Origin of the sequence: Paenibacillus sp. FSL H8-0122 (assembly GCF_038005345.1) — a bacterium.
Classification (GTDB): Bacteria; Bacillota; Bacilli; order Paenibacillales; family Paenibacillaceae; genus Paenibacillus_AQ.
Genome location: NZ_JBBOTB010000001.1, coordinates 2124274 through 2148421 on the forward strand (window position 1 = coordinate 2124274; position 24148 = coordinate 2148421).

A 24148-nucleotide genomic window follows, 5' to 3' on the forward strand; every position below is an offset into this window, starting at 1 on the left:
CAACATGAGTAAATATCATGATTTAGCGGTCAACATATTAGGGGCCATCGGTGGCCGTGCGAATGTATCCGAGTACACCCATTGCATGACTCGTCTTCGTGTAACTGTTGTGGACCGCAGCCGGATTGCTGAAGCGGACTTGAAGCAAATCGACGGGGTTCTGGGAGTAGTGGATGATGAAACTTATCAAGTCATTCTCGGACCTGGGGTCGTGACCAAGGTAGCTGAAGAATTCGGTAAAGTACTTGAAGAAAGTGCTTCAGCGGGCGAAAGTACAATTTCGGCTGAACAATTACAGGCCAAAGGCGCACAAATGAAGGCGCAGCTAAAAAAGAAGAATGATACGCCGTTCAAAAACTTTTTGCGGAAGATCGGAAATATATTCATCCCGCTTATCCCTGCATTCGTTGGAGCCGGATTAATTGCGGGTATTGGGTCTATTCTGGCGAACAATATTACAGCGGGTAATTTAGACACAGCAACCTGGCAGCAATATGTGACGATATTAAATGTCATCAAAAATGCGATTTTCAGTTACCTGGTGATTTATGTCGGTATTAACGCTGCCAAAGAATTCGGAGCTACGCCTGCTCTCGGGGGAGTAATCGGTGGGGTAACACTGTTAACAGGGGTTACAGCAGACCTGACCATTACTAATATATTTACGGGTACACCTCTGACACCGGGGCAAGGCGGGGTGATCGGCGTTCTCATCGCCGTATGGATGCTGTCCATCGTTGAGAGATATTTGCGTAAAGTGATTCCTGATGCGGTTGATATTATCGTTACACCTACAATCGCCTTGCTGGCTGTAGGGCTGGTAACCATCTTTTTCATCATGCCGTTCGCCGGATTCATCTCAAGCAATTTAATCGGAGCGATTAACTGGACGTTAGAAGTGGGCGGAGCATTCTCAGGCTTTGTGTTAGGAACTGCGTTCCTGCCGCTTGTTATGTTAGGGCTGCATCAGGTGTTGACGCCGATTCACATTGAGATGATCAATGATTCAGGGATGACGCTGCTGCTTCCAATGCTGGCTATGGCTGGGGCAGGCCAGGTTGGGGCTTCCATCGCCTTATGGATTCGCTGCAAGAAGAATAAATCATTGACGAACATGATTAAAGGCGCTCTTCCGGTGGGGATTCTGGGAATCGGCGAGCCATTGATTTACGGGGTTACTTTACCGCTAGGCCGGCCGTTTGTTACAGCTTGTATTGGAGGCGGGATTGGTGGTGCGGTCATTGGTTTATTCGGCAACGTTGGAGCCATTGCGATTGGCCCTTCCGGAGTTGCCTTAATTCCCTTGATTGCGGGTGGATTATGGCTGAAATACGTAATAGGCTTAATTGCAGCTTACGCTGGCGGATTTATCGCCACTTACCTCTTCGGTACACCTAAAGAGGCTATGGCAGAACAGGATTAAGCAACCCTGAAATATTGAGGTGATTCCAGTGCTCGGAATTTCAATTTTTGTGGCGGACCGCACGTTAGAAGACAATGTGAAGTATATGGAACACATGAAGGAAGCAGGCTGTACCGAAATATTCACCTCTCTTCATATGCCGGAAGATGATATCGGACAACTCAAGGAGAAGCTGCTGGAGACCGCAAAGGCTGCCCGGCGGTTAGGAATGGACCTGATGGCGGATATCTCCGGGAAGGCATTGGAGAACTTTTCGTTACCCTTTCTACTAGAGGCTGGTGTTACAGGTTTGCGGATGGATTTCGGCTTTGAAGCCCGTGACATTGCCGCCTACTCCAACAAAATGAGAATCGCCTTAAATGCCAGCACCTTAACCCCGGAATTCTTAGCCGCATTGAAGGAGCATCCGATTTGTCTTGAGAACATTGAAGCCTGGCATAATTATTATCCCCGCCCGGAGACAGGTCTGGATAAGGAACCGTTCATAGCGAAGAACAGGTGGCTGCAAGCGGAAGGGATTACGACGATGGCCTTTATTCCGGGAGACGGGCTGAAGAGAAAACCGTTATTTCAAAGCTTGCCTACTCTGGAGAAGCACCGGAATCAATCTTCTTTTCTAGCCTACCTGGAATTAGAGCAAGATTGTGCAGTGGACAAAATTTTCGTTGGCGATTTAACCCTCTCAGAAGGGTCTCAGATTCAATTTCAGCGGTATGAGGAAGGGGTTATTCCTTTGCGGGTAACCCGAGAATTACCTTATGCCTTATGGGATAAGGTCCACCGGAACCGCCTTGACGCTGCCCGTGATGTGATTCGCTCTGAGACGGCACGGACAGATCAGGAGCGTTTTGGAATGACCCGAAGGATTGCGCCTATGCATACGAACAAGCGGCCCAGAGGAACAATTACCGTCGATAATTATTTGTATGGCCGCTATGAACATGAATTACAGATCGCATTAAGAGATCTGCCGGCACATGAGGCTGTTAATGTGATTGGTCATGTGATAGAAGAGGACCTTCCTCTATTGGACTACGTCAGACAAGGCGGAAGGAGCTTCAGCTTCACGGCTGCTACTTAATGATTACTCCCTTCTATTTTGTTACAATAAGGAGAATAGACTGAGGAGAGGAGTTTAGAACTTGGCAGCAGGAAGTATGATTTCTCAAATTGAACTGGTATTAAATGAACTGCCGGAATCCGAAAAAAAAGTAGCGGAGTACATTCTTGCCAATGCTAAAGAAGTGATGCATATGAGCATACATGAGTTAGCGGCTAAAGCGGAGGCAAGCAGTGCGGCGGTTGTCCGTTTTTGCCGGTCACTGGGCATCGAGGGCTTCCCCGCCCTGAAGATCCGTTTATCCGCTGAAGTAGAGAATACGAATTATGTCGGCTACTTTGATGTTGAATCCAACGAGACGGTGCATTCGATCATTGATAAAATGTTGTCCAATACCATATTGACCTTTCAGAATACAGCCAGTCAACTGGACGCGCATTCGATTGAGCAGGCCGTGAGCCTGTTACAGCAGGCAGAGGTTATTTATGTGTATGGGATAGGGGCGTCTTTCATTATTGCAGAGGATGCGGCACAGAAATGGCTGCGGCTCGGCAAAAATGTATATGCTATTTCAGACCGTCATTTATTGGCGGCAGCTATGGCTACGAAATCAGAGAACGCTGTCTTCTGGGGAATTTCGTATAGCGGGGAGACGGGCGAGGTCATTCAATTAACCAAACGGGCCAAGGAGCATGGGATCAAAACAATCAGCCTTACCCGTCCTGGAAATAACAAGCTTTCCCAGCTGGCGGATGTTTCTTTATTTACATCACGTGCCCCGGAAGCCACACTTCGCAGTGCGGCAACCAGCTCAAGGTTTGCCCAATTATTTGTGCTCGATATTGTCTTTAGCGTATATGCTTCTGCCCAGCATGATTTAACTGTGGAGCAACTGGCGAAGACAAGGCAGATGATTGAAGTTTTGAATGACTGATGTTGAACCTCTCTATAAAAGGGGCTGTCCTAAAAGCCATGAAATGGCTGCTTGGGATGGCCCCTGTTTGGTAAGTAGCATCAACGTGTGGACGCTCATTCCTCAAGCCGGAGATTGTCGATCAGGAACCGGCGCAGGCTGCTGATGAAGGTATGGGTGGCATGGCTGATGTAGCGGTCAGCCCGGTAGATCAGTCTGAGGTTGCGGCAGGGGGCGGTATTCAGGATCGGAATGGAGCGCAGTCCGCTGTTCTCCATGCCCTCAAGCAGTCCGCGCGGTTGTATGGTGCCGCCAATCCCGGCCTTGACCAGCTGAAGCAGCGAGGTGGCTGATCCGGTCTCCATGATCGGTTCCAGCTCGAAGCCTGCCTCCCGGCAGGTATTCTCCACCAGCTCTCTGCCGATATAGGTGCGCGGGTACATTACAAGCTGGATCTGTTGAAGTGATGACAGCTCAATGTGGCTCTTGGCGGCATAAGGATGATCCTCGCGGACAATCAGATGATAAGACTCCCAGCCCAGGTCCACTTGAGTCAGCATGGAATCACGCGGACCCGGAAGGCAGATGCCGATGTCCAGCTTGTTCTCCAGCACCTCCTGCTGAATAAGCGTTGAAGCGAAGACCTGGAGCCGGATATTCGGAAAATCGGAATGGAATTTAACCAGCATCGGAGTTAGGCGGTAGTCCAGGTCAGAGGGCAGCACCCCAAGCCGGATCATGCCGCGGTTGTCGGAGCGCAGCTCATTAATCGCTGCCTTGGCATTCTGCTCATTCTGAATCATCCGGGCTGCGTAGTCCTTCAGGAGGGCACCAGCTTCGGTAAGGGCAATCTTTTTGCCGATCCGGTCGAACAGGGGCATGCCCATTTCACCTTCCAGTACTTTAATCTGCTGGCTTAGTGTCGGTTGGCTGATGCCCAGTCCCTCAGCGGCGCGTGTGAAATGCAGTTCTTCGCAGACGGCCATGAAATAGTGCAGGTGGCGGGTTTCCATGGAATTCACTCCTTTCAGGATAAGATCATAGTCAATTACTATTATAATAATATAAACAATAGTATTGATCAATATATGACATCGCCGTATACTCAGGCTAAATACAAAATACTGATATGGAGTGATGGAAATGCCTTTCTTACTATTATTCGTTGCCTTGCTGGCAGCCTCATTAAATATGCGTCCGGTAATCACTTCGGTCTCACCACTGCTGGGTAACATTCAGAGTGATCTGGGGATGAACAGCCTGCAGGCCAGTCTGATGACAACACTGCCTGTCCTGTGTATGGGGATATTCGCACCCCTTGCCGTGAGCATCAGCCGGCGCTTCGGTCTGGAGCGCACGATCTTCGGAGCTATGGTGCTGATCGGGGCGGCGACAGCCGCACGCGGGTTCTTGTCTTCATCTTCCGATCTCATTCTGACGGCGCTGGCAGCAGGCGTAGGGATCGGAATTGCCGGACCCCTGCTGTCCGGCTTCATTAAGCGTCATTTTCCCGGCCGCTCGGCTATGGTCAGTGTGTATTCCGCCTCAATGGTGATGGGTGCTTCACTCGCAGCCGGGCTGGCTGTTCCGGTCTATACCTGGCTGGACAATTCCTGGCAGCTGTCCCTGGCGGTATGGGCAGTCTTGTCGCTCGCCGCTCTCCCTGTCTGGTGGAGGATTGCCGCGCGGTCCAAGCCGCTGAAGGAGCAGACTGCACATGCCCGGCTGCCCTTGGCGAACAAGCGGGCCTGGCTGCTCACCGTGTTCTTCGGACTGATGGCTAGTATCTTCTATTCGCTGACTGCCTGGCTGGCGCCGGTGGCAGCATCCATGGGGTATAGCAAGCATGAAGCGGGCAATCTGCTCACACTGTTCACCTTGATACAGATTCCGGTAAGCATCCTCGTGCCCATCCTTGTGGCCAGATTCCAGCGGCGCACGTTATGGCTAGTGCTGTGCAGTCTGTTCGAGCTAAGCGGACTGCTGCTCCTTCTGGGCTCAGCCTCACCGCTGCTGAGCGCAGTGCTGCTCGGCATTGGCGCCGGTGGATTATTCCCGCTGGCTCTAATGCTGCCGCTCTTAATGACGGAGCGGGCGGAAGAGGCCAGCTCCTGGTCGTCGCTTAATCAGGGGGGCGGGTATTTTCTCGGAGCTTTGGGACCGCTCGCGGTTGGCCGTATCTACGATGCCTCGGGTTCCTTCCAGCCCGCGCTGATCGGCATGGCTGTGGTCACTGTACTTATGATCGCGGTACAACTGATGATAGGCAGAAGCTCACGCGAGAGCAACGCTCTAAGGAACGGATAGGCTGACGGTGCGGGCTTCTTGATCCATACGAGTCGGCGCGGCAACCTGTATTTAGCTTCCGGTCTTCGCATAAGGCAGAACAACGACCGTTTCGTACTTCCCTGGCTTGACGGTGGTTCTCAGGTGCCCGCCGTATTTGCCCGTAACCTGTTGAATAGTACTTAAGCCGATTCCGTGCATTTCAGGATGGGCCCGGCGGCATGGCGTTGCTGTGCTGGCGGGAGAGGCCATGGAGTTGCCAATATAGATAACGAGGGCATTGTTGTTCGAATGGATATGAAGCTGAATGGATCTGTTCTGAGCCGGCCGGACCTGTCTCGCAGCATCTATGGCATTATCCAGAAGGTTGCCAAGTACTAAGCACAGATCGTAGTGTTCAATGTTAACAGGTGCACCGGAGAGCTGTACCTTATGCTGCATGGCAATATTCAGGTCAGAGGCGAGGTTAAGCGCATGGCTGACCAAGGCATCCACCGCCAGGTTGCCGGTAGTGATGGTGTTGCAGGAGGCCTCGATCTGTTGCAAAATCCCGTTAATATGATCTGCGCCCTCTGCCGCATGACCTGCTTCAATACAGGCGCGTATGTATACCAGTTGCTTGTTGATATCATGAATGATTCGCTTGATGTCCATGAAGGAATGTAAGGTATCCTGATAGCAGAGCTCCTGGGCTTCAAGCTGTCTGTGCAGACGGCCATTCAACTCCGCCAGCCGGGCAGCCTCATTCCTCCTCCTGAACCATAAGACCATCGTTATCCTCTCCCTTGAATTTCTTCCAGCACATACCCGGCATAGACATCCTTGAAGGCCTTCGACTGGGAACGTCCAATAGGATATTCTTCATCACTGGACATAACCACGGAATTCGCGTTGAATCTGCGGACATGCTCCAGATTGACAATTATGGAACGGTGAATCAGCAGGAACGGATTGCCCAGCTTATCCGAATAGCTCTGCAAGGTGCCATTAATGAGGTACTCCCGGGAGGCAGTGATGAGCTTCAGCTTATTTTGGGCAAGGGAATGCTTAATTTTGACAATAGCAATAATATCGGGCCGCCGCAGCACCACCTGATCATCCTCTACCTTAATGGTGAAGAAGCGGTTCGGGCTGGAATGAATATAGCTGCACAGCTTAAGTATTTTGTCTTGGAATAATTCATAGGGGACTGGCTTGAGCAGGTATTGGAAGGTCTGAACGTCGAAGCTGTCCATGATGTATTCAGGATAGCTGCTCAGGAAGATAATGTGCACATCGCGGTCAGGCAAAGACCGGATAGCCTGAGCGGTTTCAATTCCGCTGATCCCGGACATTTCCACATCCAGAATCAACAGGTGATAGGTGTATTCTCCCTGCATGGCTTTATAATGCTGCAGCAGCTGTTCGCCGGAAGAGAAGCAGTGGACATCAAATGAATAGTTGGTCGACAGCGACAGCAGCTTGAAATACTGCTTCACCTTGCTCAGAACCTCGGCATCATCATCGCACACGCCTACATGAAACAATTCGATCTCTCCTTTTAAATGTCGTTATCCCTCATAGACTAGCAATAAAATGAACCAGGGAATGCGTTTGCATGCCTTATTATACCATTAACATACATAATGTTCCATAAAGTGAAAGGATGCGTTATATTGAATTCAGAAGAGATGGAAGAGATCAATGATAGATTCAAATGTGAAACAAATCACGTTATGCCGTGGCTATCCAGCAACACAATCCGTTATTTCCCGTAAGGATGTGAGTGAATGAACGCAAGCACGTTATTGTCCAAAGTCAATGTTATCCATGAGGATCTTGGTGAGGAATCACTGGTGATGGACCGTAATCATGAGATGTTCTTCTTGAATCAGACCGCCAAGTATTTATGGGAGCACTGCAATGGAAGAACGGTATCAGAGGTTGCCGGTATGCTCCATGACCAGTGTCTGGAGAAGGACCAGCTTGAATTAAGCGATATTATTACGGACTGTATTGGCGCATTTGAAGAACTGGAGCAGAGAGGTTTCGTGAAAATAAGGAAATGAGGTGCTTGTGTGGAATTGTTATCCCCAGCCAAGAGCTTTCGATTAGGCGGTTGCTACCTGGAGATCACTTCAAACTGCAACCTGCGCTGCCTGCATTGCTATAACGAATCCGGCGTCCTGCAGGATCAGATTGATATGCCGACCTTCATGAACATTATTAATGATCTGCCGGATCATCCCGATACAAGCATCACCATCTCCGGGGGAGAACCAACCTCGCATCCTGAATTCTGGGATTTCATGGAGGCACTGCAGAAGAAGCAGTTCGGCATGGTGCTGGTCATCACGAACGGCACCTATATCACCCGGGAGGTTGCTGAGAAATTCGCGGCCTGCAAAGTGGCCATACAGCTAAGTGTGAATGGTTCACGCGCGGAGATTCATGATCAATTATGCGGACGCGGCAGCTTTAACCAGACGATGCGGGGCCTTACGCATTTACTCGATGCCGGCATGAGCGAACGTATCCTGATCCGCAGCGTGCTTACGGGCTTCAATAAGGATGACATCGTTCATCTGCTGAAGATGGTCGCTGAGCTTAAGATTCCCCAGGCTGAGATCGCAAGCCTCAGTAACCTGGGCCGGAGTGAAGATAACCGGAACAACCTATACCTGGACATTCTGGAGAAGTCGGCACTGGTGGAGCGTCTGGAGCGGGAACCAGAGATTGTGAAGCTGATGGACAGCGGTATGAAGATCACACTGCCCGATGATTTTACAGGAGCCTGCCCGTTGTTAAATGGAGTGACCGAAGACGCTGACCGGATTCCGTTAACACCGAGAATAGATTCTTCCGGTAATGTGTTCCTGTGCCAATTGTTCACGGACGCGCAGTATGCCATCGGCAATGTCAATCAGACGAGCCTGTCCTCCATGCTTGAATCTCAGGAACTCGTGAACCTGGTCAAGTTCTTTCAAGTGGGACAGAATTATATGAACCAATGCCAGAGCTGTATATGGAATGGGACTTGCGGCAAGGGGTGTGTAGCGCTGGCAGTAGCCAACGGAGGCTCAATTCAGGATACGGATGGCTGCTGCAAGGTAAGAACGAAATATTATGTCTCTGAGCTGAAGAAGAACAGAAAAGCACTAGTGCCGCAGTAATCCGGCAGACAGCGACTTGAAGGGAGGTGAGAACATGAGCTATATCAGACCTATGATTGAAAAAGCAAGCACTGATTCTATGATCACTCCTGCTGCGTGTACTAATGGCTTCAGCTGCCCGAAAACCTTTAACTGCGGAAGCTACTCCTGTAAGAAAAACTTTAAATGCGGAAACTGGTAAACCCTGATCCTCGGCATACTTAACAAGTTCCATATTACCCGGCAAGAACATGGTTATTTCATATAATCATGTTCTTGTCTAACAAAGGGAGGGGGAGCGCTTGAAGGAATATAAATGGGTTCTGTCCATCTTTTTCAGACAACAGCCGGTAACGATGGTATCCATCCTCCTGCTCTATATCCTAATGTACGCCCTGCAGCCCTTAGAGCTGCTTCTGATCGGGCGGATCATCGTCAGCCTTGGGCATCCGTCCGGGGTGATGTCTATTGCCATCCTCATTATTGCCTATATCCTCGTATACTCCTTGAAGAATATCCAATATTCCTTTTCGCTGCTGTTCATAGAATTGCTGGAGAATAAGGTCGGCGCACTGCTGCAAAGACAGATGTTCACCGCTATTGCCCAGGCCGATTTAGACAAGCTGGATCAGGCGGATTATCTGCTTCGAATCGAGCGGGCGAAGGACACCTTATGGTATAAGCTCACGAATGCCGTTAACGATGTATTCCATTTCTTCGGGTCCATTGCCGGCTTCTGCATGTCTGTATGGATTATTGTCAGGCTGGGGGCTATATATGTAGCGGCCTTTATTGTGCTTGGGCTGCTTTATAACTATTTCGTGAAGCGCAACACGGAGGAACATATCGCTGTGATGAAGAGGCAGGAGCATGAGGACCGCAAGCTGAATTATTTGAGCCGTCTCATGCAAGACCGGAGCAACCAGAAGGAGATTAGGAGCTTTCAGATTTTTGAGTGGCTGGAGTCGAAGCGGCTCTCCAAATTCGATGAGATCAGAGACATGAATATGGCCTTCAGCCTGAAATGGACGGTGATTGGCTGTATATGGTCCGGGCTGATGCTGGGCCTGGAGAACAGTACGCTGCTGGTGATGTGTTATGCTGTGGCGCTGACAACGCTGAGCCTGGATCAGCTGATCGTATTAACTCAAGGACAGGGACAGATCATCGAGGGAGTCAATTCCTTCGCCGAGTTCTTCTCCGAAGCCCGCAAGAATACCATCTACATCAAGGAATTCAGAGATTTGATTACACCGGAGACACAAGCAGCAGAGACTCCTCACCAGCCTTCTTCGGTCTTAACCAGAAACAGGATGGCGATGGAGCTGCATGATGTCTCTTTTGCATACGGTAATTCGTCCGCAGTGTTACAACATATTAATCTGCACATCGGCAGAGGGGAGAGCATTGTGCTTGTCGGTGAGAATGGCAGCGGCAAGAGTACTCTGGCCAAAATTATGGCCGGTCTGCTGAAGCCGACGGAAGGCAGCGTCCACAGTTACTGTAAGACCTCGACCGCAGCTTTTCAGGATTATGCCAAATTCGAATTCTCGGTCCGGGATAATGTCGGTCTGGGCGATGTAGCGAGTATCAACGACAACGATAGAGTCACAGAAGCAACGGTGAAAGGCCAGATTCACCAGGTCATTCAGCAATATCCCAAGGGACTGGACACGATTCTGGGCAAAAAATTCGATGCCGACGGAATTGAGATGTCGGAAGGCCAGTGGCAGAAGGTGGCAATCAGCCGGGCGTTCATGCGCGAGGCCGATTTTATTATCTTCGATGAACCGTCTGCCTCCCTGGATGCGTTGGCGGAGATTCAGCAGTTCCGCAATATCGGCAAATATTTTCGCGGCAAAAGTGTTGTACTCATCTCCCACCGGATCGGAATTGCCAAGCTCGCCGACCGGATCGTATTTATGAAGCAGGGAGAGATCGTGGAAGTAGGCACCCATGCTGAGCTGATGCAGCTGAAGGGGGAATATTGCAGCTTCTTCAGCAATCAGGCCAAATGGTACGATACGGGAGATCAGGTCATATGACAACGAAAATGCTGGTTCATGTCCGCAACCTCAAGCTGATCATTAAGCTGTTCTGCACCAAAGATCTGTACCTGTCACTGGCGCTTATGGCGCTCAGCGCATTGCTGGCCCCGCTTGGAGCCTGGCTCTATAAGCTCCTGATCGATGGCCTCGCTATCGTCCAGTCCGCATCTGCCGTAACGCACAAGCTGCTGATCCTTATCGCTGGATATACCGTGCTGAAGATTGCCCTGGAAGGGATAGAGCATATTACTGCGCATGTTAATAATCGCCTGAAGTATAACATTAACCGTGAATTCATCAGACAGGTGAACAAGAAGCTGTCTGTTATTGATATGGAAGAGCTGGAGAACCCGGCCGTCTATGATCTGCTGGAGCGGGTCCAGTCCAACGTGAACAAGGGGATTCTGGCTTACGTCAACAACTCCTTGTCTGTCGTGCTTCCCGTCTTCTCCATGTTCTCCTTTATAGTGCTGCTGTTGAATATTAAATGGTATTTCCCCGTAATCGCGGTGCTTGCCACCATTCCTTATCTGCTGCTGATGAATGCACAGGGCAAGCGGAGCTACTTCCAGGCGGTTGAACAGAGCAAGCCGCTGCGCCGGTTGAACTATATGTACGATGTGCTGACAAGCCGAAGATATGCCAAGGAGATCCGCATGTTCGGATTGATTGATTATTTCAATGACCGCACGGAAGAGATCCGAAGCGAGGTATGGAGAGAGAAGTTCGGGCTGCTGCTGCATTATACGCTGGGCGGAGCGCTCGTCGATCTGTTGCGGAACATTGCGCTGGGTATCTGCCTGCTCATTACTTGCCTGGGCGTTATAGATAATCGAATGAGTATAGGCGATGTTATGCTGGTGATTACAGCCATGCAGGCCATAACGGGTGCTCTGAGCAGTATGGTGAATAAAATCAGTTCCATGAACAATTACACGCTATATATGGAAGATATGCTGAATTTCCTGGACCTCCCCGAGGATGCCGGCGGGGGGCATAAGACGCTTGCAGATGCATCAACTATTCAGTTCAAGCAGGTGGATTTCAAATACCCTGGCAGCGTGAACCTTACACTGAAACATATTGAACTAACGATTCATAAAGGAGAGAAAATTGCCTTAGTGGGCGAAAACGGCAGCGGTAAAACAACCTTCATTCATGTGCTGCTCGGCTTGTACAAGCCCTCCTCAGGCGAGGTACTGATCGGAGGAGACCCGCTGGCTGACGTCATTGATTCGTTCAGGAGGAAGACGGTCTGTGTATTTCAGAATTTCATTAAATACCAGTTCTCAGTCGCGGATAATATCCGGGCGGGGAATTTCGGACAAGCGTTCCAGAAGCAGTCCTTGCGGATCTTCCATATGGATGCCTTCATTGATCATCTGCCCCAAGGCTTGGACACCCAGCTTGGCCAGCTGGAGAACAATGATCTGGAGCTGTCGGGCGGACAATGGCAGCGGCTGGCGATTGCCAGGGCGCTCAGCCGGGCGGACAGAGAGATTCTGATTATGGACGAGCCGACAGCCAGCCTGGACCCCAAGGTGGAGACGCAGATCTATGAAGAGTTCTCGGCGCTGTGTGAGAACAAGACGACGATCATGATCTCACACCGTCTGGGAGTGACCCGGCTCTGCGATATCATCTATGTATTCGACCAGGGGGAGATCTGTGAAGCAGGCTCGCACACCGAACTGATGAACCGGCGGGGGAAATATTATGAGATGTACACAGCTCAGAGTGATTTGTATGCCTAATGACATGGAATAAACAAGGATTAAAAGGATATAATTGACATTAGGTGACTACTGGAGTAGTATTGAGGTATGACTACTGCAGTAGTCAAACGAAGGGAGGCTGGTGCATGGAGATTAAGCTGTATGATTCCGAGCTGAAGGTCATGGAGATTCTATGGAGGGAAGGCAAGCTGCCCGCAGGGGATCTGGCCGCCATTCTGAACCAGGAGACAGGCTGGAACAGGAATACGACCTATACGGTAATTAAGAAGCTGATTGCCAAGGACGCCATCGAGCGGACAGATCCCGGGTTTGTCTGCACAGCCCTGATTGCCAAGGAGCAAGTGCAGACGTATGAGACCAAGGAGCTGATTAACAAAATGTACGGCGGTTCGGCGGAGATCTTCTTCTCGGCATTTCTCAATGAGAAGAACCTCAGCAAAGCGGATATCGACAAGCTGAGGCAAATCGTGGAAAGCTTGCGCTGAGGCGAGAGATGATGGATATCCTACAGATGAGTATTTCAGCAAGCGTGCTAATCGTTCTTGTGATCGCGCTGCGGTCTGTGACCCTGCACAAATTACCCAGACAGCTGTTCCTGGTCCTGTGGGGCATTGTCATCGCCAGACTGCTGATTCCGGGTTCTGTGCCTGTTCTTCCGCACCTATCAACTCAGATAGAGGTTGCTGCTGCGCTCGATCAGGTGAATACGCACACAGCAGCCGTAGTTCAGTTGCCGGAACATTCTGCCTTGCACACAGGGATGTTCGCCCGGGATATAGCGTTCACGGCCTTTGCAGACGGGGAGCCTGAGCAGCCGTTCCTGAGGCCCGAGCTTCTCGGTGCCATATGGCTTGGCGGCGCGGCGCTACTGTTTATGACCCTGGCGGTAATCTTCTACAGAAGCAAGAGAGAGCTGCGGACTGCACTGCCTCTGCAGAGGCGGGAGCCTGTCATTGAGGCCTGGTGTGCCCGGCATCCCTTGCGGCGTAAGCTTGCCATATTGACATTTGACCGGATGGATACGCCGGTAACGTGCGGAATCTGGCGTCCGAAGATTATTCTGCCTACGACCCTGAATACCGGGAACGCACAGGCCATGGATTATATTCTCACCCATGAATATATGCATATCCGGTATTTCGATACGGTATGGAAGCTGGCAGCGTCCGTGGCTCTATGCCTACACTGGTTCAATCCGCTGGTCTGGCTGATGGTTTTCTATCTGAACCGGGAGCTGGAGATGGTCTGTGATGCCAGAGTCATCCGTAAGCTGGGTGCAGAGCACAAGGCGGATTATGCGTTATGTCTCTTGGAAGTGGCGGAAGAACAGAGGGGGTTCACGCCCCTGTATACAGGCTTCAGTAAGAATGCGACCAAAGAAAGGATCGTGTCGATTATGAAATTGCAAAAATTGACCGTGTTGTCGGCGGCCATTTCACTCATTCTGATCGCAGGAGCGGTGTCCGCGTTCGCAGAGCAGTCCAGCGGAGCCGTGAGCGGTGTGCAACCAGACAGCGCTGCGGAAATGAGCGCAATGGAGAATGGAGACAGCAGCGGGCCGGATGCGGCCGCGGCTTCGTCGGATGGAAGCGGAGCTCTCACCGATTTCAATTACGATGCACTGAAGGATTACGTAGTCTACGGCTTAACGTATGACAAGGCCCAGGACCGCTTCCTCTACAACGGCAAGCATATCCGCCTGTTCATGGACCCGGACCTTCAGCATGAAGGCAAGTTCAACAAATTCTACTATGACGGGAACGGCTCGGCTGATTTCCGGGTCATCAGAGACAAAGACAATGCCGTTAAGGAGATTAAGCTGCTGGATGACAGTGAGCTTCAGGCCTTGGCCCAGGCATATGGCTTTGAACTGGGCAAGGAGGGGCTGAAATTCAGCAATGCCAACTAAGCCTTCGTTAGGATGGCACCTGCAAGTAAGCGCGCTTCCTTGAGCTTCATCTGGGAGTGCGCTTTTGCTATAATAAGAGCGGATTACAGAAGAACAAGTGAAGGGGAGAGGACAGGTATGATCACGAACGAACCCTCCGAGCAACTGGTGGAAATGCTGGGCCAGCCGTATGATCCCAAGCGTATCCAGGCCCTGCTGAAGCCTTACGGTGTCCGGAGACTGCCGCCCGTGCCAAAAAGCTATTTCAACGACGATATCATCTGGACTGCAAAATCATCCCTACGCATTGATCTGTACCGCGGGCCCAAGCTGGAGAATCTGACCGGACTCCAGCATCCGGACCCGCAAGAATGGATTATCGGTTCGGTTCAGTTCCTCGCGCCCGGAGCGGATGACCGGATCAAGACTCCTTATCCCGGGCTGCTTCCCGGGAGCCTTGCAATGAGCTCCTCTCCGGTACAGGCGATGGCGGCATACGGCCAGCCCGCGATGGATGAGGAATGTGAGTGGCCCGGCTTCTCCGGCCGGATTCTCGCTTGGCGGGGGCAGGGCATCAATATCGTCTTAGAGTATGAGGACAGCCTGCGCGGGCGGGTGCTGAGAAGCTGCACAGCCTGCCTGATCGGCTGCATCGGTGCTTGGACGAGCGACAACCCGGAGGTTTTTGCTCCTTGAACAGGGGAGGGCGGATTCTGGTAGGACAAGCTTCCGTTAGAATCGCGGAGTGCTGCCGGACAAATGCCCTCCCTGCAATCCACTCACTAGAGAACACAGCAGTTGGATAAAGAACACTTGTTTCCGACGAACCGTTCCCTTTTCAAGAAGCAGTTGGAAAAAAGGCACCTAGTTCCATGTATTCTATGAAATCCGCTGAATCTGGACAAATTAAGTGTAGTTTATCCAACTGCTACCCCCCAAGTACGCCATGGGCGCTCGAATAGTTGTACTTTTTCCACTAGATTCCCTCCGCATTCCCTTCGCTTGCGATAGACTGAACATTCTTTCCTCTCTGCAATTCATACCGTTGAGCACACTTACTAATTTGTATTTACAAATTATGGGATACATGCTATCTTAGCTATGAAAGCGCAACCATGATCTGATAGGTTAACCAAGGTTTTACCATTTTGTTCATGGGGAGGAAGGAAGAAAATGAAGAAATGGCTCAAAAGAACAGGAACAATGCTGCTGGCTTGTACGCTGCTGCTTGGAGGGTTTACTGCACCGCCTGCGGCCCGCGCTGACCCTGCACTGATCACCATCGAAAGCGAGGATGCCCAGCTCACCCCGGATCTGCAAGTGACGACCCAGATTTACGGAACGCCGAAGCCCGGCTATTCGGGAAGCGGTTTTGTCTGGATGCAGAACTCCGGTACGCTAACCTACACCGTAACTGTCCCGGCAACCGGCATGTATACGATCTCGACCCGTTATATGCAGGAGCTGAGCCCGGACGGCCGACAGCAGGCATTAATCGTTAACGGTGCTGCCAAGGGTTCGTATATGCTGCCCTATACCACTACATGGAAGGATTTCAACTTCGGTTATCACAAGCTGAAGCAAGGCAGCAATACCATTCAGGTAAAAGCAGGTTGGGGCTTCGCTTACTTCGACACCTTCACGGTGGACCATGCGAACCTGGACCCCCTGATTGTGCAGCCCGTTCTCTCTGATGCTCAGGCCACGCCCGAAACCCAGCTCCTGATGAATTATTTGACAGAGGTGTACGGGAAGCATATGCTCTCAGGCCAGCAGGAGATCTACGGCGGAGGGAATGACGGCAATTCCGAGCTGGAGTTCGACTGGATTCATAATCTGACCGGCAAGTATCCGGCAGTCCGCGGGTTTGACCTCATGAACTATAATCCGCTGTATGGCTGGGAGGACGGCACTACCGCCCGCATGATCGACTGGGTGAATACCAAGGGAGGGATTGCGACCAATAGCTGGCATCTTACGGTTCCGCGCGACTTCACGAGCTACCAGCTTGGGGAATTTGTGGATTGGAAGGAAGCCACCTACAAGCCAACCGAGACCAACTTCAATACCGCCAATGCTGTCATTCCGGGAACCAAAGAGTACCAGTATCTGCAGCTCGCAACCCAGGATCTGGCGGAACAATTACAGATTCTGCAGGACAACAACGTGCCTGTGATCTTCCGTCCTTATCATGAGGCAGAAGGCAACGGCGGGTTGAACGGGGAAGGGGCATGGTTCTGGTGGGCTTCGGCAGGCGCTGAGGTGTACAAGCAGCTCTGGGATCAGCTCTATACCGAGCTTACGGAGACCTACGGCCTGCACAACCTGATCTGGACCTATAACAGTTATGTGTACAGCACTTCTCCGGCCTGGTATCCGGGGGATGATCAGGTGGATATTGTCGGCTACGATAAATACAACACCATCTACAACCGCTATGACGGACTGTCCGGCGTGCCGAATGAGGATGCGATTAGTTCGACCTTTTATCAGCTGGTGGATCTGACCGGCGGCAAGAAGATGGTAGCCATGACCGAGAACGACACCGTTCCCAGCGTGCAGAATCTGACCGATGAAAAAGCGGGCTGGCTCTATTTCCTGCCGTGGTACGGAGAGCATCTGATGAGCACGGCCTTCAATTATCCGGCTACGCTGACCACCCTTTACCAGAGCGACTATGTCATTACGCTCGACGAGCTGCCTGATCTGAAGGGGAATAACCCTCACCCGAGCGCCACCATTACACCATCCATGGTCGAATTTGACAAAGCTCCGGCGCATCAGACTGACCAGACCGTCACTATGAATCTGAACGGTAACACGTTAACGGCCCTTCGTTCCGGCACCGCCATTTTGACTGAGAACGAGGACTATACCGTAAGCGGGAACACCCTGCTGCTCACTAAGGCGTTCCTGGCAACGCTGCCTGTTGGCGAGCATTCGATCGTTCTGGATTTCAATCAGGGCCAAGATCCCGTGTTAAAAGTAAAAGTCATCGATACTACACCAGGCGCTGCCATCTCACCAGACCATGCGGTGTTTGACCGGGCGGCGAATCTCGCACAGGACATATCTGTAGCGCTTACCTTACACGGGCACCAGCTGACAAGCCTGAAGAGTGGGAACTACACCCTTGTATCCGGCCAGGATTACACGGCCACTGACACTGCGGTTGTTCTGAGCAAAGCTTATCTCTCCACGCTGCCGCTCGGCCCGCATGCGATCACTTTTCATTTTAGCGGCGGAGCAGAGGTTGTGCTTACTGTGAATGTAGAGGATAGCAGCGTTCCGCTCCCTTCAGGTGAGCTGACCATCCAGGCCTACAACGGCAGCACCGGTGCTTCGACCAATGGAATTGCACCCAAGTTCAAAGTAATCAACACCGGGAATGCACCGGTCCAGCTCAGCGATGTGAAGCTCCGGTATTACTACACGATTGACGGCGAGCAGCAGCAAAGCTTCTGGACCGACTGGGCCAGCATCGGAAATGCCAACGTTACCGGGACCTTCGTGAAGCTGGACACCCCGGCCGCCAGTGCCGATTATGCTCTGGAGATTGGCTTCACCAGCGCTGCGGGCACCCTGAACCCCGGCCAGAGCGCCGAGCTCCAGACCCGCTTCTCTAAACAAGACTGGTCCAATTACAATCAGGCCAACGACTACTCCTTCCGCTCCGCCGGTACCCAGTTCGCCGATCACGAGCAGATTACTGGGTATGTGAACGGGCAGCTGGTGTGGGGGATGGAGCCTTAAGCGCCCTCCAACGCAGTTGTTGACCCATTCTCCGCTAATTAATGAAATTAGGTTATTTGGCGGGGAGTACATTATACCGGAGGTGTTATTCTGAAAAGAAGGTGTGGGTCAACAATAATACTGCTGGCGTTAAACGTAGATACTTTTTGATTTTCGGGATTTCCATAGCGCTGCTTGTGTCTTGCCTGATCGTTAGAATTCAATCTAAGGAACGGAGGTTCTAATATGTTAGCCAAAATCAAAAAATGCGGAGTCTACAGCCTAGCATTAGTATTACTGGCTTCCACGTTGCTCGGCAGTACGGGTTCCCGCGCATCTGCGGCAGAGGCGTCAGCCGCGCTGACCTCGGACTTCAGATCGTTGCAGGCTTCGCAGATTGTCAGCGAGATGGGTGCAGGATGGAATCTGGGCAACTCGCTCGAAGCTTCGGTGAACGGGATTCCCAGCGAGACTGCCTGGAATAACCCAACCATTACGCCGCAGTTGATCCAAAAAGTCAAGGCAGCAGGCTTCAAAACGATCCGTATCCCGGTCTCTTATCTGAATTATATCGGCAGCGCTCCCAATTATACGATTAACTCGGCATGGCTGGACCGTGTGAAAGCAGTCGTGGATTACGCCTACAATGAAGGCCTGTATGTCGTCATTAATATTCACGGGGACGGCTTCAATTCCGTTCAGGGCAGCTGGCTCCTGGTGAACAGCGGCAATCAGACGGCCATTAAGCAGAAGTACCAGAAGGTCTGGCAGCAGATCGCGAATAAGTTCGCCAATTATGGGGAGCGGCTGATTTTGGAATCGATGAACGAGGTGTTTGACGGCAATTACAACAATCCGAATCTGGCTTACTATGCCAACTTGAACGCCTATAATCAGATCTTCGTGGATACGGTCAGACAGACAGGCGGCAACAATAGTGCCAGATGGCTGCTGATTCCGGGCTGGAATACGAACATCGACTATACGGCGGGCAATTACGGCTTCGTACTCCCAACCGACAGCTACAGATCATCCACCATACCCAGCTCGGAAAAAAGAATCATGATCTCCGCCCACTACTATTCCCCTTGGGATTTTGCCGGTGAGGAATCGGGGAATATCACGCAGTGGGGAGCGTCAGCGACGAACCCTGCCAAGAAATCCACCTGGGGACAGGAGGATTACCTGAACTCGCAGCTCCAATCCATGTACAATAAATTCACGACCCAAGGCTATCCGGTAGTGATCGGAGAATTCGGTTCAATCGACAAATCTTCCTATGATTCAAGCAATAATCTTTACCGCGCCGCCTATGCCAAAGCCGTAACCGCAACCGCCAAGAAGTACAAGGCCGTGCCGGTCTATTGGGACAACGGCTATAACGGACAGCACGGCTTCGCCCTGTTCAACCGTTATAACAACACCGTCACCCAGCAAGGCATTATCAATGCCATTATGCAGGGGATGCAATAAGCTATTCAGCGTGAAGCGGCGAATCACATTCTATCTGCAAAAAAAGAAGGAAAGCTCCTGTGGCGATCACGGGAGCTTTTTTGACGTATAGAAACTATAGTTTCGTGCTGCTGTGGAAAAGGTGTGTGTAGATATGTGGAAAAGAGTTCTTGGAATGATTCGTAGAGTGACTTTTAAGCTGAATGTGGCGGAAATTAGGCTTAGAACCTATAGAATTGGATGTTACAGCGCGGCATAAGGACCAAATGCGAATGTATGTGAAAAACAGCATACATTGCGGTCGCAATAGGCATACGGCCTGAATGTATATGAAAAACAGCATATATTACGCTCGCAAGCAGGCATATGAACCAAACGTATGTGAAAAACAGCATACATTGCGCTCGCAAGCAGGCATATGGACCAAATGTATGGCGAAAACAGCATACGTTGTGTTCACTCGAAGGTAATCTTATTCATCCGTTAGGATGATTTTGTTCCGCCAAAGTATGTTCGAGCGGATGATTTAGCTCTCCCGTAGCACATGTCGGATCAGCCAAGGCTTCAGAACGGGCAGAACGGTCTCGGGCTGCATCGCTTTTGTATGGTCCATATTGTCTCCCTTCAGAATGGCTACTTCCCATCCGAGCTGTTCCAGCCGAGATTGGTGGGCTACAAGCTTACCGGCAATATCCACCGTTACACCTCCGAAGGTCTCCCCGTATACTATCTTGTCCTGCTCCCCGGCAAAAGCCAGTCTCGGCATCACCAGCAGATGCTGAATGTCATGATCTCTAAAATCGGACAAACTCTCATACAGTGTAACGAACTGCCTGGTTTGCTCCGGGACCATTTGGATCTGGATATTGTTCCAATCGGTCGCCTCGGGAGTAGTGGCCTCCTGCTCTACGGGATCAGCTGGAGCCGGTTGGTTTAGTGCCATCTGGAACGTATGGTTGGTGACGATCAGCATCTCTGTATAAGGACCGTCCAAGGGTGGGAAACCGCCCATCACCAAGCTCTCCAGCCGATCCGTGCGGATCGCCAATTGCAGTCCGGCCAGGGCCAGCCAGGAATAGCCATAGTAACTGAACTTGCTAACATTCATTTTATCGGCAATAGTCAACAGGTCTTGGGCGATACTTGAAGCGGTCAGATCAAGCGGATTGGGCTGGTGCAGCCGGTGGCCCTCGTAATCGAAATACAGCACCTGAAATTTGTCTCGCAATCCATCTACGAAATGTTCTCCCAGCTCAGGATCAACGCCCCATAGGCGAAGGTGATCCGCTTCTTGTCCGTATACAGAAGCTTTGGCTACCGGGAGCATGAGAACTGGAGCGCCGGGAGGCCCTGTGAGGCCAGCCTTTATCTCTGATCCGTCTGATAGTGTAATCATTTTATCCATATCTTCACTCCCTAATTGGTTATATAGTAAGCATATAACATTCATGCAATCTTCCGGCTTGGGAGATTCGGGCCTATACGGAATAGGCATTATATCTCAGATATGTTATCGTAGCACTTGAAGGTTAGACTTAAAGGAGGGGCTCATCAGATGGAGAGATATACCCCTAACCAGATTGCCGGTATGCTCCAGGTGAGCACCACCACCCTGAGAAGATATGAGGAACAGGACCTGGTTCCAACTGTACCTAGAACGCCAAGCAACCACCGTTACTATGGAGAGGTGCATGCTCAGGCTTTTACGACGATCCGGGTTCTATTACAAAGGTATGATATTCCTGTCGCCTATGAAGTGATGAGAAGGATGAAGCAGGGGCAGACGGAACAGGCGTTATGGATGATGAATGAGCAGCAATACCAAATCCATCTGGAGAAAAAGCGGGTCGAAGACATCCTTGCCATGATCAGACATACGGATATCCCCAGAACCCTTAATACGGAATGGAAAGAGCCGTTGAATATAGGAGAAGCTGCTGCCCTAGCGGGCGTGAAGACTTCAGCGATCCGCCACTGGGAGGCCGAGGGACTGATCCGTTCCGAGCGCAACCCGGAGAATGGCTTCCGGATGTTCTCCCTAGCTGAACTGCGCAAGATCCTTGTGATTAGCAGCTTGCGGAAGACTGTCTATTACATAGACAATATGAGGAGTCTTTTAAGTACTTTGGACACACAGGATCATCAGGAGATCGAACGCTCCTTCCAGGTTGCGCTGGAGAAGCTGAACACCCGGCTCACGCTTCAGTGCATGGGAATTGCAGAAGTGATGAAGTATATGAACCTATTGTCCTTAGAGAAGTAGAACCTGGAAGACAAGGAGAGAAGCTAAGTTATGAATCGTCCAACGGAGACCCTGCCACCAGCCAAAAAAGAATTCAATCCGAAAGACGCCGTGCTGGTCTTCTTCGCTTTCGCTCTGATCAGCGCAGCCGTTATCTTTGCCCTTGTTATCTACAGGGTCCTGACCCTGCAGGACCTGCTATCCTTTGAGCATCCGCTGAAAATGGTGCTGTACGTTGTCTTTCCCACAATCAGCCTGCTGTTGTTCGGAATCATCCTGACCTTACTCACTCCTGCCAGCTACATTGACGAGACGAATAAGAGCTATCAGAACTATTCGCTCGCTGCGATTGTATCCTTTACATTGGCAGGAGCTTTATTTGAAGAGCTTCTGTTCCGGGGAATTATACAAAATGTATTGAATCTCTACCTTCCCCAGCCCTGGCTCGCCATCGGAATCACCACGGTGCTGTTCGCGGGAATGCATGTCCAGTACTACAGCAAGCCGCTGATGCTGCTGAACATCACCATCCCAAGTCTGGTCTTCGGCTGGGTGTATGTGCAGACGCATAATTTGCTGGTCCCGATCCTTGTGCATTTTTTCATGAATTTGGGGATTACGCTGCTGTTCAAATATAAAGTGATTCAGATGAGAGGGGAGAAGGGATAGCAGGATGGAGACCAATACGGCTGTCTAAATCCATTATGAATCTGAAAATGAGGTGAACCTGTGGATTCCCTATCTGTCCGAATAGAGATCGAAGAATTAATCAAGACGCTGAAGCTGGACCGGAGCGGGTTATTTGAAGTCCGCAAAGACCAGTGGAAACGCATGTTGAGTGAAATCGAGGAACGGTTTCTGGTGAAGACCCATTATACACAGGGATTACACTGGGGCTGGAACCGGCTGCAGGAACCCCGGTATAGCGCCAGCTTCGCAGACAAAAACTATTCCAAACTAAAAGACATCATCCAAGATGAATTCATCTGGTTCATTGCCGAGGACCGGTATGATAAGCTGTGGCTCTATGAGGGCAAGACAACAACAATTCTCCAATTGATCCCAGAGTTATGCCATCTGAATGAATACTACCTGATCTCCAAAAAGCTTCAATGGCTCCTCTGCGAAGATCACCATGATATGCTCCACCTGAGCGGCCAGCCGATCATTGAACGATGGATGAGATATGAAAGCCCTAATCCTTAGAGGATGGGGCTTTCTTCACGCACTCCCTAGTCATGGCGTTTATCCAAGATGTTTCGATATGACGATCTTCCCCCGCTTGGGCAACTCTTCGCTTTGGCGATACGCCTTGAGCAGACCTTGAGCAGTAAAGGGGTAAGCCTCATGGATATGGATATTCAATTTATTCTCTTGCATCTGGCGGACAATGGCTTCAAAATCAGTACGGTTAGCTCTTGCCTGGAAGAAATAGGCGTTAATACCGCGGACCTTCGGGTATTCATTGAGCGCGAATGCCACCACTGAAATATAGGTCCCGCCATCCTTGATGACCGAGTAGTTCTTCCTTCCGATGTCTCCCGGTAACCCGGTACCGAAAGTAGATGAGTCCATAGCGGCATCCAACACGAAATCAACAGGCTCTGTGATTTGGGTAACGAAGTCGGTTTTTGTATAATCGATCACCTCGTCAGCACCAAGTCCTTTGACGAAATCGTGATTGTAGTCCCTCGCAGTTGCGATAACATATGCTCCATGTTGCTTAGCCAACTGAACTGCCGCATGTCCCACTCCTCCAGCGCCAGCTTGAATAAGGATGCGTTGTCCCGGTTGAAGCTGGCCATGCTCAAACAGCGCTTGCCAGGCTGGCAGGGCAACGGCAGGCGCGGCGCCCGCCTCTTCGAAGGAGAGACTCTCAGGAATAACGGCCAGGAGATCTTCCTCCACGGCAACATAGTCCATGTAGGAACCTCTCGGAATCATTCCCATGACACGATCTCCCGGCTTGAAATGCCGGACTTTCCCGCCAACCTCTTTAACAATGCCGGCTACTTCATTACCCAGAACAAGCGGCAATTGAAATTGATCCGGAAATTTATCGGCCAACGGACCCTCAAGAATTGCGCCGCTGCGAAATAGAACATCTGCGGGATTGATGGATGAGGCGCGCATTTCAACGAGAACCTGTGTGTCAGTGAGTGCGGGAACGGGGACTTCCAGTTCTTCTAGCGCTTCGGGAATTCCAAAGCTTGTCAAAGCAATAGCCTTCATAATGA

At 50.9% G+C, this 24148-nt stretch carries 21 protein-coding genes; 16 read left to right on the top strand and 5 right to left on the bottom strand.

Annotation, left to right across the window (positions count from 1 at the left end; all coding sequences use genetic code 11):
- Positions 1–4: 4 nt before the first annotated feature.
- The 3 genes from NSS64_RS09225 to NSS64_RS09235 all read left to right on the top strand — a co-directional run bounded on the left by NSS64_RS09225 (position 5) and on the right by NSS64_RS09235 (position 3417).
- Positions 5–1423 (top strand): PTS transporter subunit EIIC, encoded by a 1419-nt coding sequence (locus NSS64_RS09225; protein ID WP_341139914.1) that lies wholly within the window; start codon positions 5–7, stop codon positions 1421–1423.
- A 28-nt stretch (positions 1424–1451) separates the two neighbouring features.
- Complete coding sequence (locus NSS64_RS09230; RefSeq protein WP_341139915.1) at positions 1452–2504, top strand: DUF871 domain-containing protein; 1053 nt, start codon at positions 1452–1454, stop codon at positions 2502–2504.
- Positions 2505–2565: 61 nt separating this feature from the next.
- Positions 2566–3417 carry a MurR/RpiR family transcriptional regulator gene (locus tag NSS64_RS09235; protein WP_340939946.1) on the top strand — a complete coding sequence of 284 codons (852 nt, stop codon included), beginning with the start codon at positions 2566–2568 and terminating at the stop codon, positions 3415–3417.
- 95 nt (positions 3418–3512) lie between these two features.
- Here the strand turns inward: NSS64_RS09235 and NSS64_RS09240 are convergent, their stop codons facing one another.
- Complete coding sequence (locus NSS64_RS09240) at positions 3513–4409, bottom strand: LysR family transcriptional regulator (protein ID WP_341139916.1); 897 nt, start codon at positions 4407–4409, stop codon at positions 3513–3515.
- A 130-nt stretch (positions 4410–4539) separates the two neighbouring features.
- Here NSS64_RS09240 and NSS64_RS09245 point away from each other — a divergent pair, with 130 nt between their 5' ends.
- Positions 4540–5703: an MFS transporter gene (locus NSS64_RS09245; protein WP_341139917.1), complete on the top strand. Its 1164-nt coding sequence runs from the start codon at positions 4540–4542 to the stop codon at positions 5701–5703.
- Positions 5704–5754: 51 nt separating this feature from the next.
- On the opposite strand, the gene NSS64_RS09250 is transcribed toward NSS64_RS09245, so the two are convergent.
- Positions 5755–6453, bottom strand: a complete 699-nt coding sequence (locus tag NSS64_RS09250) for a sensor histidine kinase (RefSeq protein WP_341139918.1) — start codon at positions 6451–6453, stop codon at positions 5755–5757.
- 2 nt (positions 6454–6455) lie between these two features.
- Entirely contained in the window at positions 6456–7208 is a 753-nt protein-coding gene (locus NSS64_RS09255) for a LytR/AlgR family response regulator transcription factor (protein WP_341139919.1), read from the bottom strand.
- A 243-nt stretch (positions 7209–7451) separates the two neighbouring features.
- Here NSS64_RS09255 and NSS64_RS09260 point away from each other — a divergent pair, with 243 nt between their 5' ends.
- The 9 genes from NSS64_RS09260 (at position 7452) to NSS64_RS09300 (ending at position 19690) form a co-directional block, all read left to right on the top strand.
- Positions 7452–7730, top strand: a complete 279-nt coding sequence (locus NSS64_RS09260; protein ID WP_209869574.1) for a PqqD family protein — start codon at positions 7452–7454, stop codon at positions 7728–7730.
- 9 nt (positions 7731–7739) lie between these two features.
- The gene (locus tag NSS64_RS09265; RefSeq protein ID WP_341139920.1) at positions 7740–8834 is read left to right on the top strand and encodes a radical SAM/SPASM domain-containing protein; all 1095 of its coding nucleotides are present in this window, start codon (positions 7740–7742) and stop codon (positions 8832–8834) included.
- A 281-nt stretch (positions 8835–9115) separates the two neighbouring features.
- Complete coding sequence (locus tag NSS64_RS09270) at positions 9116–10858, top strand: ABC transporter ATP-binding protein (protein WP_341139921.1); 1743 nt, start codon at positions 9116–9118, stop codon at positions 10856–10858.
- Positions 10855–12615 carry an ABC transporter ATP-binding protein gene (locus NSS64_RS09275; protein WP_341139922.1) on the top strand — a complete coding sequence of 587 codons (1761 nt, stop codon included), beginning with the start codon at positions 10855–10857 and terminating at the stop codon, positions 12613–12615. Before NSS64_RS09270 ends, NSS64_RS09275 begins: the two co-directional genes overlap by 4 nt.
- Positions 12616–12722: 107 nt before the next feature.
- Complete coding sequence (locus NSS64_RS09280; RefSeq protein ID WP_341139923.1) at positions 12723–13082, top strand: BlaI/MecI/CopY family transcriptional regulator; 360 nt, start codon at positions 12723–12725, stop codon at positions 13080–13082.
- Positions 13083–13108: 26 nt separating this feature from the next.
- Positions 13109–14506, top strand: a complete 1398-nt coding sequence (locus tag NSS64_RS09285; RefSeq protein ID WP_341139924.1) for a M56 family metallopeptidase — start codon at positions 13109–13111, stop codon at positions 14504–14506.
- Positions 14507–14623: 117 nt separating this feature from the next.
- Positions 14624–15181, top strand: coding sequence for a hypothetical protein (locus NSS64_RS09290; RefSeq protein ID WP_341139925.1), 558 nt, complete (start codon positions 14624–14626; stop codon positions 15179–15181).
- A 477-nt stretch (positions 15182–15658) separates the two neighbouring features.
- A complete protein-coding gene (locus NSS64_RS09295; RefSeq protein ID WP_341139926.1) occupies positions 15659–18238 on the top strand; it encodes a glycosyl hydrolase in 2580 nt (859 codons plus the stop codon).
- 225 nt (positions 18239–18463) lie between these two features.
- On the top strand, positions 18464–19690 hold the full coding sequence (locus tag NSS64_RS09300; protein ID WP_341139927.1) for a glycoside hydrolase family 5 protein: 1227 nt from the start codon (positions 18464–18466) through the stop codon (positions 19688–19690).
- A 505-nt stretch (positions 19691–20195) separates the two neighbouring features.
- Here NSS64_RS09300 and NSS64_RS09305 read toward each other — a convergent pair.
- On the bottom strand, positions 20196–21074 hold the full coding sequence (locus NSS64_RS09305; RefSeq protein ID WP_341139928.1) for an alpha/beta fold hydrolase: 879 nt from the start codon (positions 21072–21074) through the stop codon (positions 20196–20198).
- A 150-nt stretch (positions 21075–21224) separates the two neighbouring features.
- Here NSS64_RS09305 and NSS64_RS09310 point away from each other — a divergent pair, with 150 nt between their 5' ends.
- From NSS64_RS09310 to NSS64_RS09320, 3 genes are read left to right on the top strand one after another with little or no spacing between them, the layout of a single operon-like run.
- Positions 21225–21932 (top strand): MerR family DNA-binding transcriptional regulator, encoded by a 708-nt coding sequence (locus NSS64_RS09310; protein WP_341139929.1) that lies wholly within the window; start codon positions 21225–21227, stop codon positions 21930–21932.
- A 30-nt stretch (positions 21933–21962) separates the two neighbouring features.
- Positions 21963–22580, top strand: a complete 618-nt coding sequence (locus NSS64_RS09315) for a CPBP family intramembrane glutamic endopeptidase (protein WP_341139930.1) — start codon at positions 21963–21965, stop codon at positions 22578–22580.
- A 60-nt stretch (positions 22581–22640) separates the two neighbouring features.
- Positions 22641–23117 (top strand): DUF6756 family protein, encoded by a 477-nt coding sequence (locus NSS64_RS09320; RefSeq protein ID WP_341139931.1) that lies wholly within the window; start codon positions 22641–22643, stop codon positions 23115–23117.
- Positions 23118–23156: 39 nt separating this feature from the next.
- Here the strand turns inward: NSS64_RS09320 and NSS64_RS09325 are convergent, their stop codons facing one another.
- Positions 23157–24143 (bottom strand): NADP-dependent oxidoreductase, encoded by a 987-nt coding sequence (locus tag NSS64_RS09325; protein ID WP_341139932.1) that lies wholly within the window; start codon positions 24141–24143, stop codon positions 23157–23159.
- Positions 24144–24148: the final 5 nt, after the last annotated feature.